At 64.7% G+C, this 15461-nt stretch carries 13 protein-coding genes; 4 read left to right on the forward strand and 9 right to left on the reverse strand.

Going from position 1 to position 15461, the window contains the following annotated elements; genetic code table 11:
• Positions 1-240 precede the first annotated feature (240 nt).
• Positions 241-2421 carry a 3-hydroxyacyl-CoA dehydrogenase NAD-binding domain-containing protein gene (locus tag M2343_RS02760; RefSeq protein WP_264575510.1) on the reverse strand — a complete coding sequence of 727 codons (2181 nt, stop codon included), beginning with the start codon at positions 2419-2421 and terminating at the stop codon, positions 241-243.
• 178 nt (positions 2422-2599) lie between these two features.
• Entirely contained in the window at positions 2600-3808 is a 1209-nt protein-coding gene (locus M2343_RS02765) for an acetyl-CoA C-acetyltransferase (protein WP_264575511.1), read from the reverse strand.
• 359 nt (positions 3809-4167) lie between these two features.
• Here M2343_RS02765 and folE point away from each other — a divergent pair, with 359 nt between their 5' ends.
• Together folE and M2343_RS02775 are read left to right on the forward strand one after the other, a co-directional pair.
• On the forward strand, positions 4168-4773 hold the full coding sequence (folE, locus tag M2343_RS02770) for a GTP cyclohydrolase I FolE (protein WP_264573139.1): 606 nt from the start codon (positions 4168-4170) through the stop codon (positions 4771-4773).
• Positions 4770-5540, forward strand: coding sequence for an SDR family oxidoreductase (locus M2343_RS02775; protein ID WP_264575512.1), 771 nt, complete (start codon positions 4770-4772; stop codon positions 5538-5540). Before folE ends, M2343_RS02775 begins: the two co-directional genes overlap by 4 nt.
• 105 nt (positions 5541-5645) lie before the next feature.
• Here the strand turns inward: M2343_RS02775 and rplI are convergent, their stop codons facing one another.
• From rplI to M2343_RS02795, 4 genes are all read right to left on the reverse strand, one after another.
• Complete coding sequence (rplI, locus tag M2343_RS02780) at positions 5646-6254, reverse strand: 50S ribosomal protein L9 (protein WP_181560057.1); 609 nt, start codon at positions 6252-6254, stop codon at positions 5646-5648.
• 13 nt (positions 6255-6267) lie between these two features.
• Positions 6268-6492, reverse strand: a complete 225-nt coding sequence (rpsR, locus tag M2343_RS02785) for a 30S ribosomal protein S18 (protein ID WP_181560056.1) — start codon at positions 6490-6492, stop codon at positions 6268-6270.
• A 13-nt stretch (positions 6493-6505) separates the two neighbouring features.
• Complete coding sequence (gene rpsF / locus M2343_RS02790; protein ID WP_181560055.1) at positions 6506-6934, reverse strand: 30S ribosomal protein S6; 429 nt, start codon at positions 6932-6934, stop codon at positions 6506-6508.
• A gap of 183 nt (positions 6935-7117) precedes the next feature.
• Positions 7118-8392 carry a chloride channel protein gene (locus tag M2343_RS02795; RefSeq protein ID WP_264575513.1) on the reverse strand — a complete coding sequence of 425 codons (1275 nt, stop codon included), beginning with the start codon at positions 8390-8392 and terminating at the stop codon, positions 7118-7120.
• 150 nt (positions 8393-8542) lie between these two features.
• Between M2343_RS02795 and fabD the strand changes: the two genes are divergently transcribed.
• Positions 8543-9478: an ACP S-malonyltransferase gene (gene fabD, locus M2343_RS02800; protein WP_264575514.1), complete on the forward strand. Its 936-nt coding sequence runs from the start codon at positions 8543-8545 to the stop codon at positions 9476-9478.
• Between the two features lie 20 nt (positions 9479-9498).
• A complete protein-coding gene (gene fabG / locus M2343_RS02805) occupies positions 9499-10239 on the forward strand; it encodes a 3-oxoacyl-[acyl-carrier-protein] reductase (RefSeq protein WP_264575515.1) in 741 nt (246 codons plus the stop codon).
• A 662-nt stretch (positions 10240-10901) separates the two neighbouring features.
• Here the strand turns inward: fabG and M2343_RS02810 are convergent.
• The 3 genes from M2343_RS02810 to M2343_RS02820 are packed head-to-tail and all read right to left on the reverse strand — an operon-like array spanning position 10902 to position 15456.
• Positions 10902-11210 carry an ArsR/SmtB family transcription factor gene (locus M2343_RS02810; protein ID WP_264575516.1) on the reverse strand — a complete coding sequence of 103 codons (309 nt, stop codon included), beginning with the start codon at positions 11208-11210 and terminating at the stop codon, positions 10902-10904.
• Between the two features lie 11 nt (positions 11211-11221).
• Complete coding sequence (locus M2343_RS02815; RefSeq protein ID WP_264575517.1) at positions 11222-14428, reverse strand: efflux RND transporter permease subunit; 3207 nt, start codon at positions 14426-14428, stop codon at positions 11222-11224.
• The gene (locus M2343_RS02820; RefSeq protein ID WP_319799385.1) at positions 14425-15456 is read right to left on the reverse strand and encodes an efflux RND transporter periplasmic adaptor subunit; all 1032 of its coding nucleotides are present in this window, start codon (positions 15454-15456) and stop codon (positions 14425-14427) included. Before M2343_RS02820 ends, M2343_RS02815 begins: the two co-directional genes overlap by 4 nt.
• Between the last annotated feature and the right edge of the window lie 5 nt (positions 15457-15461).

A 15461-nucleotide genomic window follows, 5' to 3' on the forward strand; every position in this document is an offset into this window, starting at 1 on the left:
CGGCAAAGGCTGTGACAAGCTTAATCCTTCTCCCCTTGGGGGAGAAGGATACGAAGCCTTGCCGCTATGAGCGGCTAGGCGCAGTTGGATGAGGGGTGGCGGATCTATGGTCCGCGCGATCCCGTGGATCGCATACCCCTCTCCCAGCTTCGGCTAGGCAGCACGCTGCCAAGCCTTCGCATCCCTCTCCCTCAAGGGGAGAGGGTACAGGGCGATCCGGCTGCTCGGCCGATTATCCTCTCAGGCGGCCTTCACCTGCGCGCCGTCATAATAGCCGTGGCCGCTCGCTGCCATCTCCCGCAACTGCTCAGGCGGCGCGAAGCGTTCGCCATACGCGGCTGTCAGCCGATCCAGCACCTCGACGACCTTTGCGGGGCCGATCGTGTCGATCGCGCTGAACGGGCCGCCCGTATAGGGCGCGAAGCCCCAGCCAAAGATTGCGCCGATATCGCCATCTTGCGGCGTCACCAGCACGCCCTCGGCAAAGCAGCGGGCGCATTCGACCAATTGGCGGTAGAGCAGCCGCTCACGCACCTCGGCCGGCGTCGGCTGGTTGATGGTGCGGGTAAATTCCGCCGCGAGGCCTGGCCAGAGCGCCTTCTTTCCGCCGTCCGCCGGATAGTCGTAATAGCCCTTGCCGTTCTTGCGGCCGAGGCGGCCGATCTCGACCATATGCGCGACGACATCATCGGCCTTCGCGGGCACATAGGCATCGCCCAGTGCGGCCTTCGCGGCGAGCGTCACCTTATGGGCCAGCTCGATGGAGACCTCGTCCGAGACGGCGAGTGGGCCGACCGGCATGCCGAGCTGGCGCCCGACATTCTCGATCAGCGCGGGGTTGATGCCCTCGGCCAGCATCTGCGCGCCTTCCTGCACATAAGTGCCAAAACAGCGCGAGGTGTAGAAACCGCGCGAGTCATTGACGACGATGGGTGTCTTGCGGATCTGCGCGACGAAATCGAGCGCCTTGGCGACGGCGGCATCGCCGGTCCCCTTGCCGAGGATGATCTCGACCAGCGGCATCTTTTCCACCGGCGAGAAGAAATGCACGCCAATGAAGTTCTCGGGCTTCGACCACGCCTTGGCGAGGCCGGAGATCGGCAGGGTGGAGGTGTTGGAGCCGAAGATCACGTCCGGCCCCAGCACGGATTCGACCCGCTGGGTGATCTCCGCCTTGATCGCCGGGTCTTCGAACACGGCCTCGATCACGAAATCGCAGCCCTGCAGCGCATCCACGCTGTCCGCCGGGGTGATGCGGGCGAGGGCTTGTTCCATCTTATCCGGCGTCATGCCCCGGCCGATGCGCTTTTGCATTTGCGCTTGCGCATGGGCCTTGCCCTTGTCCGCTGAGGCGAGATCGCGGTCGAGCAGCACCACGTCGATACCGGCCTGCGCCGCGACATTGGCGATGCCCGCGCCCATCATCCCGGCGCCGAGCACGGCCAGCTTTTTTGTGGGGGCCTTCTCGACGCCAGCGGGGCGCCGCGCGCCGCGTTCGGCGGCCTGCTTGGATACGAACAGCGTGCGGACCATGTTGCCCGCCTGCGGATCGGCCACCACCTTGGCGAAATATTTGCTCTCGACGCGGATCGCCCGGTCCATCGGCAACTGGATGCCCTCATAGACCGCGCTGAGCAGCGCATGCGGCGCATGGATGTTCCGCTGGGTCTGCTTGGTGGTCATCACCGTCGCGGCCATCATCGTCTGGATGAAGCCGGGGTTGAACTGCCCCGATCCGCCGGGGACCTTGAAGCCCTTGATGTCCCATGGCTGGGTGTGGGCATCGGGATTGGCCTTCACCCAGGCCTTGGCGACATTGACGGTCTGGCCCGGGTCGGCCAGTTCATCGACGACCTTCATCGCCGCCGCCTCGGCCGGGCGCCAGCTCTTGCCTTGCAGCATGTACATGAGCGCGCCCTGGATGCCGATCAGGCGGGGCAGGCGCTGCGAGCCGCCACCGCCGGGGAACAGACCGACAAGGATTTCCGGCAGGCCGATCTGCACCTTGGGATCGTTGCTGAGCACGCGGTGATGGCAGGCGAGCGCCAGTTCCAGACCGCCGCCCATGGCCGTACCTTCGATGGCAATGGCGACCGGCTTTCCGCAAGTCTCAAGTTTGCGCAGCAAGTCGTTGAGGGTGAAGACATTGTCGAACAGGGCGGCCATGTCGACATCGCCGCTTGTCGCCTCGCGCAGCATGGCCGAGAGATATTTGAGATCCATGCCCGCCATGAAGCCACTGTCCTTGCCGGAGCAGATGACGGCGCCCTTGATGGCCTCCTCGCTATCGATCCGCGCGATGGCGGCAGCGAAATCGGTCAGGAAGTCGGGCGTGATGACATTCATCGACTGCCCCGGCACGTCGATGGTGAGAAGGGCGATGCCGTCGCCGTCGATCTCGGTCGTGATGGTCGTAGCCATGTGTGCCTCCTGACTCGTTCGTCTTCACTTTCCGTTCGCCCAGAGTAGGGGCTGAGCCTGTCGAAGACCCGTATCGAAGGGTCACTGAGCAGGCTGGGCGCTTCGATACGCTCCTTCGACAAGCTCAGGAGCTACTCAGCACGAACGGTGTTGAACTGCTGCCTTCAATTCGCGGGCCTCAAACCCGCTCGATAATAATCCCGGTGCCCATGCCCGCGCCGACGCACAGGTTGATGAGCGCCGTGCCCTTGCCGGAGCGTTCCAACTCATCGAGCGCAGTGCCCAGCACCATGGCCCCGGTCGCGCCGAGCGGGTGGCCCATGGCGATGGCGCCGCCGTTCACGTTGATCTGGCCGTGATCGAGCCCCATCGCCTGCATGTAGCGCAGCACGACGCTGGCGAAGGCTTCGTTCAGCTCCCACAGGTCGATATCGCCGACCGACATTCCAGCCTTTTTCAGGAGCTTGCTGGCGATACTTTCCGGTCCTGTGAGCATAATCATCGGCTCTGAGCCGACCGAGGCCATGGCCTTCATGCGGGCGCGCGGCTTGAGCCCATATTTCTCGCCCATCGCCTTGCTGCCGACCAGCACGGCCGCAGCGCCATCGACGATGCCCGAGCTGTTGCCGGCATGGTGGACGTGGTTGACGCGTTCCAGCTCCGGGTAGCGGAGCAGGGCGATGGTGTCGAAGCCCGGCATCTCTTCGCCCATGGCGAGAAAGCTGGGCTTGAGGCTGGCAAGACTCTGCATCGTCGTTTCCGGGCGCATATGCTCGTCATGGTCGAGCAGCACCTGACCGATCACGTCCTTGACCGGGATGATCGACTTGCCGAAGCGCTGGTCGTCCCAGGCGGCCTTGGCGCGCTTCTGGCTCTCGACCGCATAGGCATCCACATCGTCGCGAGAGAAGCCGAACTTGGTCGCGATCACGTCCGCGCCAATGCCTTGCGGCGCGAAATAGCTGGCATAGGCCACATTGGGATCGGAAGCCCAGGCGCCACCGTCCGCGCCCATCGGCACGCGGCTCATGCTCTCCACGCCACCGCCAATGGCCAGCTCCGCCTCGCCGCTGATCACCTTGGCCAGGGCCATGTTCACCGCTTCCAGGCCCGAGGCGCAGAAGCGATTGATCTGCACGCCCGGCACGGTCTCGGCATAGCCGGCGGTCAGCACCGCCATGCGGGCGATGTCCGTCCCTTGCTCGCCGACCGGGGCGACGCAGCCGAGGATCACGTCATCCACGTCCGCCGTGTCGATGGCGTTGCGATCGCGCACCGCCTGGAGAACCTGGACCGCTAGCTGTACCGGCGTCACCTCATGGAGCGACCCGTCCGGCTTGCCGCGTCCCCGCGGTGTGCGCACGGCATCATAGATGAAGGCTTCCATGGTCACTCTCCTGTAGGTCTGGCGGGGCCTTTGGTGCGGCCAATATGGGCCATGCCATCGCCTTCGCGCAAGGGTCAGCTGCGGGTTTCGCCGGTTGGGCGATCCATGCAAGCCCAAGAAATCGGCCAATCCTCGGCCTTACCCTAACGTCAACGGAAGGTGTAAGGGCGGGGCATAATTTCCCTCTCTTTCGCGCCACGGTAAGCCGTTCATGCCAAGTCCGCGCTGCCCTTTTGGGCGCAAGCGGCCCGACTCGGGCGTCTGCGGTTGAATAGAAAGTTCCAACGGCCTATCTGCGCCGCATCAGCATATCGACATGCACACCCGCGTGTCCTCTTGTCCTTTTCCCGGGGGTAGGCATGGCCAGCCAGAACGAACACAGTCCCAAGCCGGCAAAGCCGGACGTTCCCAAGGATGTCGAGGAGGCGATCCGCACCCTCATCCGCTGGGCCGGCGACGATCCAGAGCGGGAAGGCCTCATTGAAACGCCGAAGCGCGTCGCGCGCGCCTGGCGGGAATATTGCGAGGGCTATGCCGAAGACCCGGCCTATCACCTCTCGCGCATCTTCCACGAGGTTGGCGGCTATGACGAGATCGTGCTGCTGACCGACATCCCGTTCCAGTCTCATTGCGAGCATCACATGGCGCCGATCGTCGGCAAGGCGCACATTGCCTATCTGCCGCAGGATTATGTCGTCGGCATCTCCAAGCTCGCTCGCGTGCTGGAGGCGTTCGCCCGCCGCCTGCAGGTGCAGGAGCGTCTGACGGCGCAGGTCGCCGACTGCATCTGGGAGAATCTCAAGCCGCTCGGCGTGGCCGTGGTGATCGAGGCGACCCATGGCTGCATGACCGGGCGGGGGGTGCGCACCCATGGCACGATCATGCGCACCAGCCGGATGATGGGCGTGTTCAAGCGCGACGAAAAGAGCCGAGAGGAAGTGCTGCGCCTCATGGGCGTAAAATGACGGCGCAGGCCCCGCTCGCGCTCGTCACCGGGGGGCACCGCCGCCTCGGCGCGCGCATCGCCATGCATCTGGCGCGCGCCGGCTATGCGTTGGCGATCCATGGCCGGCATGATGCGGAGCCGCATCGCTTCCTGTCCGAGTGCCTCGCCGAAACGGGCGTGAATTGGCATGGCTTCGTCGCGGATTTTCTGACCCCCGGTGCCGTCGAAGGGCTGATGCCGGCGGTGATCGATCATTTCGGCCGTGCACCGGATCTGCTGGTGAACAGCGCCTCGCTGTTCGGCGAGAGCGAGCTGGCCAATGTCAGCGCCGGCCAGCTGGCCGACTATCATCAGGTCAATACGGTTGCGCCGGTGTTGCTGACCCAGGCCTTTGCCGCCGCGGCCCGGCCCGATGATGCTGGCGCCTCGATCGTCAATATTCTCGACCAGCGCCTGGCCCAGCCGCATGGCGACCAGCTCGCCTATACGCTGGGCAAGGCGGGGCTGGAGGCTTTCACGCGGATCGCGGCGCGCACGCTGGCGCCTGCCATTCGGGTCAACGCCGTCTCGCCGGGGCTGACGCTCGCGACCTATGATTATACGCCCGAGCAACTGGAGCGGCTCGCCAGCCACGCGCCGCTCGGCGTGTTGCCGACGCCGGAGGCGGTGGGCGAGGCCGTGCTGTACCTGGCGCGGGCGGAGTCGGTGACCGGCCAGACGATCATCGTCGATGGCGGTGCCCATATGCGCAGTTACGCGCGCGATTTTCTGCATCTGGAGACCTGAACCGCCCGGCAGCGCCCGGTGACGGCCGATCCGATCTCCCACAAAGCAAAACCCCGCCGGACGATCCGTCCGGCGGGGTTTCTAAAGCTTGCGGAGGGAAGGGGCTCAGGCCTCTTCCGTATCCTCATTGGCAGCCGGCTCGGCAGCCTCGGTCGCGATTTCGCCCGGCTCGGCATTGGGATCGTAATCCTCGGTGAAGCCGGCTTCGTCCTTCTCGAACATGGAGGCCATGACGTCCACGCCGTCCTTCTGCAGGTCGGCTTCCTCAGGCGAACGGGCGACGTTGGCCTGAACGGTGACGGAGACTTCCGGGTGCAGAGAGACGCGCACGTCGAACAGGCCGAGCGTCTTGATCGGGCGTTCCAGCACGACCATCGACTTGCTCACATTGGTGTGGCCGGCTTCGTGGAGTGCTTCCACGATGTCACGAACCGAGACCGATCCGTAGAGCTGGCCGCTGTTCGACGACTGACGGATCAGGACGACCTGAACGCCATCGACCTTCTCGGCCGCCTTGGCAGCGTCGTCACGACGGGCTGCGTTGTCGGCCTCGATCTTGGCGCGGTTGGCCTCGAACACCTTCTTGTTGGCGTTGTTGGAGCGAAGCGCCTTCTTGTTGGGCAGCAGATAGTTGCGCGCATAGCCGTCCTTGACGGTTACGACGTCGCCGATTGCACCCAGCTTCTCGATACGCTCGAGCAGAATGATTTCCATGGGTCCGCCCTCCTTACTTCACGATGTAGGGCAGCAGGCCCAGATGGCGGGCGCGCTTGATTGCCTGGGAAAGCTCGCGCTGTTTCTTGGCCGAGACGGCCGTGATGCGCGAGGGAACGATCTTGCCGCGCTCAGAGACGAAGCCCTGCAGCAGGCGCACATCTTTGTAATCGATGCGCGGTGCGTCCTTAGCGGAGAACGGGCAAGTCTTGCGACGGCGGAAAAATGGGCGTGCCATGTGTCAGGTCTCCTTATTCGCCGTCCGAGGCTTCTTCGCGGTCCCGGCGGGGCGCGCGATCGCCGCGATCCGGGCGGTCACCACGGTCGCCGCGCTCACCACGACGCTCACGGTCGCGCTCGTTCTTGCGCATCATCACCGAAGGGCCACCCTCCAGCTCTTCAACGCGGACGGTCATGAAGCGGATCACGTCTTCGTTGATCTGCGTCTGACGCTCCAGCTCGGCGACCACGCCAGCCGGCGCGTCGATGTTGAGCATCACGTAGTGAGCCTTGCGGTTCTTGGCGATCTTGTAGGCGAGGTTGCGGAGACCCCAGCTTTCCACCTTCGTCACCTTGCCTTCATTGGCCTCGATGATCTTGGTGGCATTTTCCGCGAGCGCATCGACCTGGGCCTGTGCCAGATCCTGACGCGCAAGGAAGACATGCTCATAATAGGGCATGGTTCATGCGTCCTGTCTTTTGGCCGATTGCTGACATACGCCCCATGCGCATGCCCCTCCGGCTGTCGTCTCAAACAAAGCTTCGCGGCGGGCGCAGCGAGAGCCTGCCCGGCGAAGGGGCGGCCTATGGCTGAAAAGTGCCCGCAAGGCAAGTGCGCAATGCCAGCTCTCGCCGATAAGCGATCAGGGCCGGAACTGCCGGGCCAGCGCGTGATAGAGCTTGGGCTTGCAAATCTGCCCGCTCACCCAGTTGGCGAAGATCGCCGTAGCGAACAGCGGCAGGATCATCGTGCGGTCTGCGGTCATTTCCATCATGATGATGGCGGCGGTGAGCGGCGCCCGCACCACACCCGCGAAATAGCCGATCATGCCGAGCAGCACGATGGCGCCGTGCGGCTGGTCCGGCATCAGCAGCCCCAGCAGCTGACCAAGGCCGGCGCCGACGGAGAGCGATGGCGCAAAGATGCCACCGGGGGCTCCGCTCAGCGCCGTGGCCAGTGTGGCGACGAGCTTGGCGGGGCCGAAGCTCCAGGACACCTCTTCACCGGCGAGCAGCGCGCGGGTCGTCTCATAGCCGGTGCCCCAGCTGATTCCGGCGGTGAGAATGCCCGTGATGGCGACGACGAGCCCGCAAATGCCCGCGACGAGCAGCGGCTTGGCCCGCATCGCGCGGGTGAGCGGGCTGCGGGACCAGGCAAGAGCGATCAGCGCGCGGGAGAACAGGCCGCCCGCCACGCCGCCGACCAGCCCGGCGACCGGCGTCAGCAGCAGCATGGAGGAGATCGGCATCGATTGATGCATGGCGCCAAAGTAGATGTAATCGCCCGAGAGCCACAGGCTCGTGATGCCCGCCATCATCACGGCGGCCATCACCACGATCGCAATCTTTTGCTCGAAGGCAGCGGCCAGTTCCTCGATGGCGAAGGCGACCCCGGCGAGCGGGGTATTGAACGCAGCGGCAACGCCTGCCGCACCGCCGGCAATGATAATCCCGGCCGAAACCGGCACGCGCAGCCAGCGCTGCACCGCGGCCATGATGGCGGCGCTGATCTGCACGGTCGGTCCTTCGCGACCGACTGAGCCACCCGCGAGCAGCATCCCCAGCGTGCCGAACAGCTTGAACAGCGCGGTCCGGAGCGAGAGCAGGCGGCGGGATTGTGGATGATCCGGCATACGCGCCGCCGCCATGGTCTGCGGAATGCCCGATCCGCGCGCCTCCGGGCACCAGTGCCGCGTGACATAGGTCACCGCGATGAACAGGCCGGGCGTGATGACCAGCGGCGCATAAGGAAAGGCATCGGCCACGCCGGTAAACACGCCTTGCGCGGCCTCGCCCAGCTTGGCGAACAGTACCGCGACCAGGCTGAGCAGCAAGGCGCCGCCGATCGCGCCGATGCGGCCCCGCATCACGCGGGCATCCACGCGGCTGATCGCGTTGGAGAACCGTGGCTTTAACATCCTGGCTTCCCCTATGCCCCATGAGCAGGGCGCACAATGGCGAATGTCCATCCTGGCGCGCCGTCGTGCCGGTCAAGCCAACAGGACTTGCCCGGGGCGCCCCCCCGGACTAGGGCGCAGGCCTTCACAGACCAAGCAGGGATCAGGGCGGTGCGTGCATTCATCTTTCCGGGGCAGGGCAGTCAGGCCGTGGGCATGGGGTCGGCGCTGGCCGCAGCATCGCCCGTGGCGCGCGAGATTTTCCAGGAAGTCGACGAGGCGCTGGGCCAGCATCTCTTCCGCATCATGACCGAGGGGCCGGAAGCGGATCTGACCCTGACCGAAAATGCCCAACCGGCGATCATGGCCAATGCGCTTGCCACTTTGCGCGTGCTGGAGAAGGAGGGCGGCATCGTGCTCCGCGACAAGGCGGATGCGCTGGCCGGCCACAGCCTCGGCGAATATAGCGCCCTGTGCGCGGCGGGCGCCTTCGATCTCGCCACCACGGCCCGTCTGCTCAAGACGCGCGGCCGGGCGATGCAGGCCGCCGTGCCGGTGGGTGAGGGCGCCATGGCTGCCCTGCTCGGAGCCGACATCGAGAAGGCCGAGGCGCTCGCGGCTGCTGCGGCCGAGGGCGAAGTCTGCGCCGTCGCCAACGACAATGATCCCAGCCAGGTCGTCATTTCCGGCCATGTCGGCGCCATCGAGCGCGCGATCGGGCTGGTGAAGGATCATGGCATCAAGCGTGGCGTGCTGCTGCCGGTCTCCGCGCCGTTCCACTGCCCGCTGATGCAGCCGGCTGCCGATGCGATGGCGGCTGCGCTAGCGGACACGCAATCGCCCGGCGCCTTCATTCCCGTCTATGCCAATGTCACGGCCGCGCCGGTGAGCGACGCGGCAACGATCCGCGATCTGCTGGTCCAGCAGGTGACCGGACGGGTGCGCTGGCGCGAGAGCATTGCGGCGATGTGGGAGGCTGGCATTACCGATTTCGTCGAGCTGGGCGGCAAGGTGCTCGGCCCGATGGTCAAGCGCATCGCGCCGGATGCGACCGTGACCAGCGTGATCTCGATGGATGACATCGAGGCGCTGCTCGGCCGCGTGTGAGAGACAGGAGGGACTGCATCATGTTCGATCTCAATGGAATGACCGCGCTGGTCACTGGCGCGAGCGGTGGCATCGGCTCTGCCGTGGCCCGGGCCCTGGCCGCGCAGGGCGCGCGACTGGCGCTCTCCGGCAGCAATGTCGCCAAGCTGGAGGCCTTTGCCGCCGAGCTGGGCGGCGATCACGTCTGCGTGCCGTGCGATCTGAGCGATGCGGCTTCAGTGGACGCGCTGGTGCCCGCCGCGATCGAGGCGCTGGGCGGCAAGCTGGATATCCTCATCAACAATGCCGGCGTCACGCGCGACAACCTCATCCTGCGCATGAAGGACGAGGAGTGGGAGACTGTCCAGAAGATCAATCTGGAGGCAGCGTTCCGCCTGATCCGCGCGGCGGCCAAGCCGATGATGAAGGCACGTACGGGGCGGATCATCTCGATCACTAGCGTCGTCGGCGTGACCGGTAATCCGGGCCAGGCCAACTACGCCGCGTCCAAGGCTGGCCTGATCGGCATGAGCAAGAGCCTGGCACAGGAACTGGCCAGCCGGGGCATCACCGTGAACTGCGTCGCGCCCGGTTTCATCCGCTCGGCCATGACCGACGCGCTCAACGACGCCCAGAAGGACGCCATCCTCTCGCGCATTCCAGCCGGCGCGCTCGGCACCGGAGAGGATATTGGCGCGGCGGTGGTCTACCTCGCCAGCCGCGAGGCTGGCTATGTCACGGGCCAGACCCTGCATGTGAATGGCGGCATGGCGATGATCTGAGTTTTGGCCGGTCTCTGGCGAGATCGGCTCATCTGGAGCTCGTCATCACGGCAGAGCGAGATTTTTTATCGGCAGGCGGAACCCGATGCCGCGCCGATCATTCCCTCACTGACTGGCTCCCGCCGGTCAGCGGACCCCCTTAACGGCGACCTTTCAGAGGTCGCCGTTTTTTTGTGGTGAGGGTGGGTGGGCTGGCCGTGTAAGGTGGTCTCAGTTGACGCTGGCGCGCTGTCCAGTTCTGAACCCACAAATCCGTGGCGGCTGATCCTGCCAGGCCATACCAATATCGAAAACACGGTCCGATATTTTGGCGTGAATATCGCCGATGCACTGACGCTGTCGGAGAAGACAGAAAGCGAGGCATAACCGGCTGCGCGATCTCTACATAGACCAGGCTACGCCAGCGGGAGCTCGCGACGCAATCCACGATGTGTGCGATCCGGTCAAACTCTGGTGGCGCTTGCGAACCACCATTTGGCGACAATCCGCAGCGAACCTATCACTGTTAGACCGACCTGCATTCAGGCTGCGCAAGACCCGCTAGCTTATGGGAGGCACGATTATGTAGGAACAAGAGTGGCATGGTGCAGGTATCCCGTCGAAACCCGGCGGCCCCCTGGTATGGCTGGCAGTCCCTTCCGTCCATCGGGCGCGACGCGTGCTTAGCGTAGGTGCCCTTCTGGCTGAAATCGCTCGCACATGAATTCCATCAGCGCGTCGACGTGCGAATTTTCCAGCCGGTAATAGATCGTTTGCGCATCGCGGCGCGTCTGCAAAATGCCCCCTTCGCGCATCTTGGCGAGATGTTGCGATACGCTCGATTGCGACAGGCCGCAAAGGTCTGTCAGCTCAGTCACAGAAGCTTCAGCCTCCCTGAGGCGACAAAGCAGGACTAGTCGCTGCGGATTCGCCAAGAGTTTAAGCATCGCTGCCACTTCCGTCGCGTGCTCGCATAGGAGGCTCAGCTCCATCTCTCTCATCTTCACTGGGTCGCCAGCCTTTCATCGTCCCTGAGCACCACGTAGATCGCTGGAATAACGAGCACCGTCAGCAGCGTCGAGGAGGCAAGGCCAAAGAGCAGCGAAATCGCAAGACCCTGAAAGATCGGGTCCGTGAGGATCACTGCCGCGCCGATCATAGCCGCCGCGGCTGTAAGGGCGATCGGTTTAACCCGGATCGTGCCGGCTTCGATCAGCACATCGCGCAGCGGCCTGCCCGATTCAGCACTGTGACGGATGAAATCGACCAACAGGATGGAGTTGCGCACGATGATTCCGGCAAGGGCGATGAAGCCGATCATCGAGGTCGCCGTAAATGGGGCCTGAAACAGCATATGGCCGATGACGATGCCGATCAGCGTCAACGGGACCGGTGTCAGGATGACCAGCGGGAGTTTGAAGCTGCTGAACTGTGCGACCACAAGAATATAGATACCGAGTAGCGCGACCATGAAAGCGCCGCCCATGTCGCGGAACGTTACCCAGGTGATCTCCCATTCACCGTCCCAGAGCATGCTGACTTTCGACTCATCCTCGGGCTGGCCGTTGAGGCGAATCTGCGGCTTGACGAGGCCCTTGGCTGCCCAATCATGGTCGTCGACGGCGCGATCAACAGCGAGCATGCCGTAGATCGGTGCTTCATAGGCGCCCGCCAGCTCGGCCGTGACCATGTCAGCATAGCGGCCGTCGCGACGGAATATGGCGGGGCTGCCCGTCTCGTTGCGCGCATCGACCACGGCGCCGAGGTCGATGAGTTGACCGGCTGGCGTCTGGGCGACGGGTGTTGCGGCGAGCGCTTGGGTCCAACTGCGGTCCTTCTGAGCCAGCGCAATCGTAATCGGCAGCGGTGTGCGCCCGTCGCCGCGCGGTGCATAGCCGACCGTTTGGCTGCCCATCAGCATGCCTATGCTGTCGGACACCTGTCGCTCGGAAAGGCTGTAATAGTCGATCCGATCGCGCTGCGGCACCAGACGCAGGCGAGGGCGCGGCTCGCCGACGCTGTTGTCGACATCGACGATGAACGGCACGGACTTGAAGATTTTTTCCAGCTCGGCGGCCGTCTTCTGGCGCGTCGCGGCGTCGGGCCCGTAGACCTCGGCCAGCAGCGTCGCGAGCACCGGCGGCCCCGGCGGTGTCTCGACGACTTTAATCGAAGCGGTCACCGGCAGCTTGAGCGCTTTCAGCCGCTCGCGCAGATCGAGCGCGATCTGATGACTGGAACGACTGCGGTCGCCCTTGGGGAGCAGGGTTACCATGACATCGCCCTGATCGGGTTGCGCGCGCAGAAAATAATGGCGAACAAGGCCGTTGAAATTGAAGGGTGCCGAAGTGCCCACATAGGCTTCCATCGCCGTCGCCTCCGGCAGCTGGCGCACGATGGCGGCGACGTCTTCCAGCACGCGGCCGGTATTCTCAAGTGACGTGCCCTCCGGCATATCGACCACCACCTGCACCTCAGATTTGTTGTCGAAGGGAAGCAGCTTCACCGTCACGGCCTTGAAATAGAACATCGAGCAGGCGACCAGCGTCGCAATCCCGACGCCGATGAGGAAGCGCCAGGCGGATTTGCGCGTGTCGATGATCCGGTGGGCAACTTTCGCGTAGAGACGGCCAAGCCTTCCGCCGCTCTCGTCATGCCCGCCAGCCCCATGCGCCAGCGTCTTGCGGGCAAAGCGGATCATCAACCAGGGGGCGAGCACGACCGCAACGAAGAACGAGAAGATCATCGCCGCGGAGGCATTGACCGGGATCGGCGCCATATACGGCCCCATTAGTCCCGAGACGAACAGCATCGGCAGCAGCGCCGCTACCACCGTCAGGGTGGCGACGACGGTCGGGTTGCCGACCTCGGCGACCGCCTCGATGGCCGCCTGTGTCCGTGTCCGATTGTCGTCCATGGCCCAGTGGCGGGCGATATTCTCGATCATGACGATGGCGTCGTCTACGAGAATACCGATTGAGAAAATGAGCGCGAACAGGCTGACGCGGTTGATCGTGTAGCCCATGAGATTCGAGGCGAACATGGTAAGCAGGATCGTCGTCGGGATGACCACTGCTGTCACGGCAGCCTCGCGCCAGCCGATGGCAAAACCGATCAGGACGACGATGGAGATCGTTGCCAGGCCGAGATGGAAGAGCAGTTCATTGGCCTTCTCGTTCGCGGTCTCGCCATAGTTGCGGGTGACGGCGACGGCGACGCTATCCGGGATGAGCTTGCCCTCGAGTGTCTCGACACGCTTGAGGATCGCATCCGAGACGACGACGGCGTTGGCGCCCGCGCGCTTGGCGATGGCGATGCTGACGGCTGGCGCGCTGGTCCATGTGTCGCCGGCCTTCGCCCATCGCCAGGCGCGTGCCTGATCTTCCCGCGGCCCCTGCGTCACCGCGGCGACATCCCGCAGATAGACCGGTGCGCCCGAGGCGGATCGCACCGTGAGGAGACCGACTTCCTGCGCCGAAGAAAGGGTGCGTCCGGCTGTCACTGCCACGGCCTTGCCGTCCTCGCGGATGTCGCCGAGCGGGAAGCTCCGATTGGCTTGGCTCGCAGCCTCTATGACGTTGGCGAGTGGTACGCCATATTGGCGCAGCCGAGCCGGATCGGGAGCAATGCGGATTTCTTCGGGTCTGCCAGCAACGAGGAACGTGAGGCCGACATTGTCGACCTTGGCGATTTCGGTGCGCAGCTTGGCGGCTAGTTCGTAGAGGCTGGCGTCGTTCCACTGACCTGCCGCGCCGGGCTTTGGGGTGAGCGTCAATACGACAGCCGGCACGTCGTTGATGCCGCGCACGGTCACCTTGGGATCTGGAATGCCGACCGGCTTCCGGTCCCAGTTGGCGCGCAGCTTTTCCTCGACACGAATGGCCGCGTCTTCCGGGTTCGAGCCGACGAGGAACCGGGCGGTGACCATCACCCCGTCATCCTGCGCCTGCGTATAGACATGCTCGACTCCGTCGATGCTCTTGACGACTGTCTCAAGCGGGATGCCGACCAGTTCGATTGCGTCTCCAGCCGAAAGCCCTGGTGCCACCACCTGAATGTCGACCATCGGCACGCTGATCTGCGGCTCCTCCTCCCGGGGGATGGAGAAGAGAGCCAGCAGACCAACGGCCAGCGCCGCCAACAGTAATAGCGGCGTCAGGGGAGAAGAGATCGTGGCGCGCGTGAGCCGGCCGGAAATTCCGAGGTTCATTTCGTGCCTTTCGGCAGGAACAGCGTGTCGCCGGCGGCGACGCCCGCCAGAATTTCAACCTTGGCAGGGTCGTCCGTCGGCGCGATTTGCACCGGCACAACCCCCACTGCTTTGTCGCTGCCAACGATCTGTACCTGATCGATCCCATATTGTGTCGTCACGAAGCTGCGCGGAACGACCAGCGCCTTGCGCGTGCCGACAGAGACCGAAGCGCTGACGCGCCGTCCTACCAAATCAGTGGAGAGGCCAGGAAGCGTGGCATCGACACGGATCTGTCCGCCACTGACGCCCGGATAGACCTGGACGACGCGGCCTTCGCGGACGCCAGAATAGCGCGCATCCGTCACCAGCACGCGCGAGCCGGCCTGAACTGCGCCTGCGGCCGACTCCGGCAGCATGAGGCGCAGAACGGGTGGGCCGGCGGTGACAGTGGCAATCGACATGCCCGGCGCCACGACCGACCCGGCCGGAATGTCGGCGCGCAGCACGCGGCCACTGGCCGGGGCCAGCACGGCGCCTTGCTCCGCGATGCTCGCGCTTGCGCCTCGCTGGGCCTGTGCGGCCGCTACCATTGCATTGGCGGCCTTGGCAGCCGCGACTGCCTGATCAAGTCGAGCCTTGGCGTAGACGCCATTGCTGTAGAGATCCTGGATCCGGGCGAGATCGCTATTTGCACGAGCAGCCTCGGCCTGCGCCGCTGCGACGTTTGCACCAGAGGCGCTGGTTTCGTAGCCGAGGCGCGCATCGACGATCATGCCGATGCGCTGCCCCTTGCTGACCACGTCGCCAGCGCGGACGGAGAGGCTGCTGAGCGTGCCGGGGATGCGCGCGAGGGCCTCGGCTTGGTCGCGGGTTGCGATTTCAGCGCCAACAGCTTTCATGTCGGCAATGTCGCTCAGGGCAAGGCGCAGCGTATTGCCTGCGGGCAAGCTGGAAGACCGTTGCTCCTGCGCTGGTTCGCCGCCGCATGACGGCAGGACCAGCAACACGCCATAAAGCCAAGGCGCTTTCGCTTTTTTCGCCATCATGTGCT

Source organism: Sphingobium sp. B8D3B (genome assembly GCF_025961875.1).
Classification (GTDB): domain Bacteria; phylum Pseudomonadota; class Alphaproteobacteria; order Sphingomonadales; family Sphingomonadaceae; genus Sphingobium.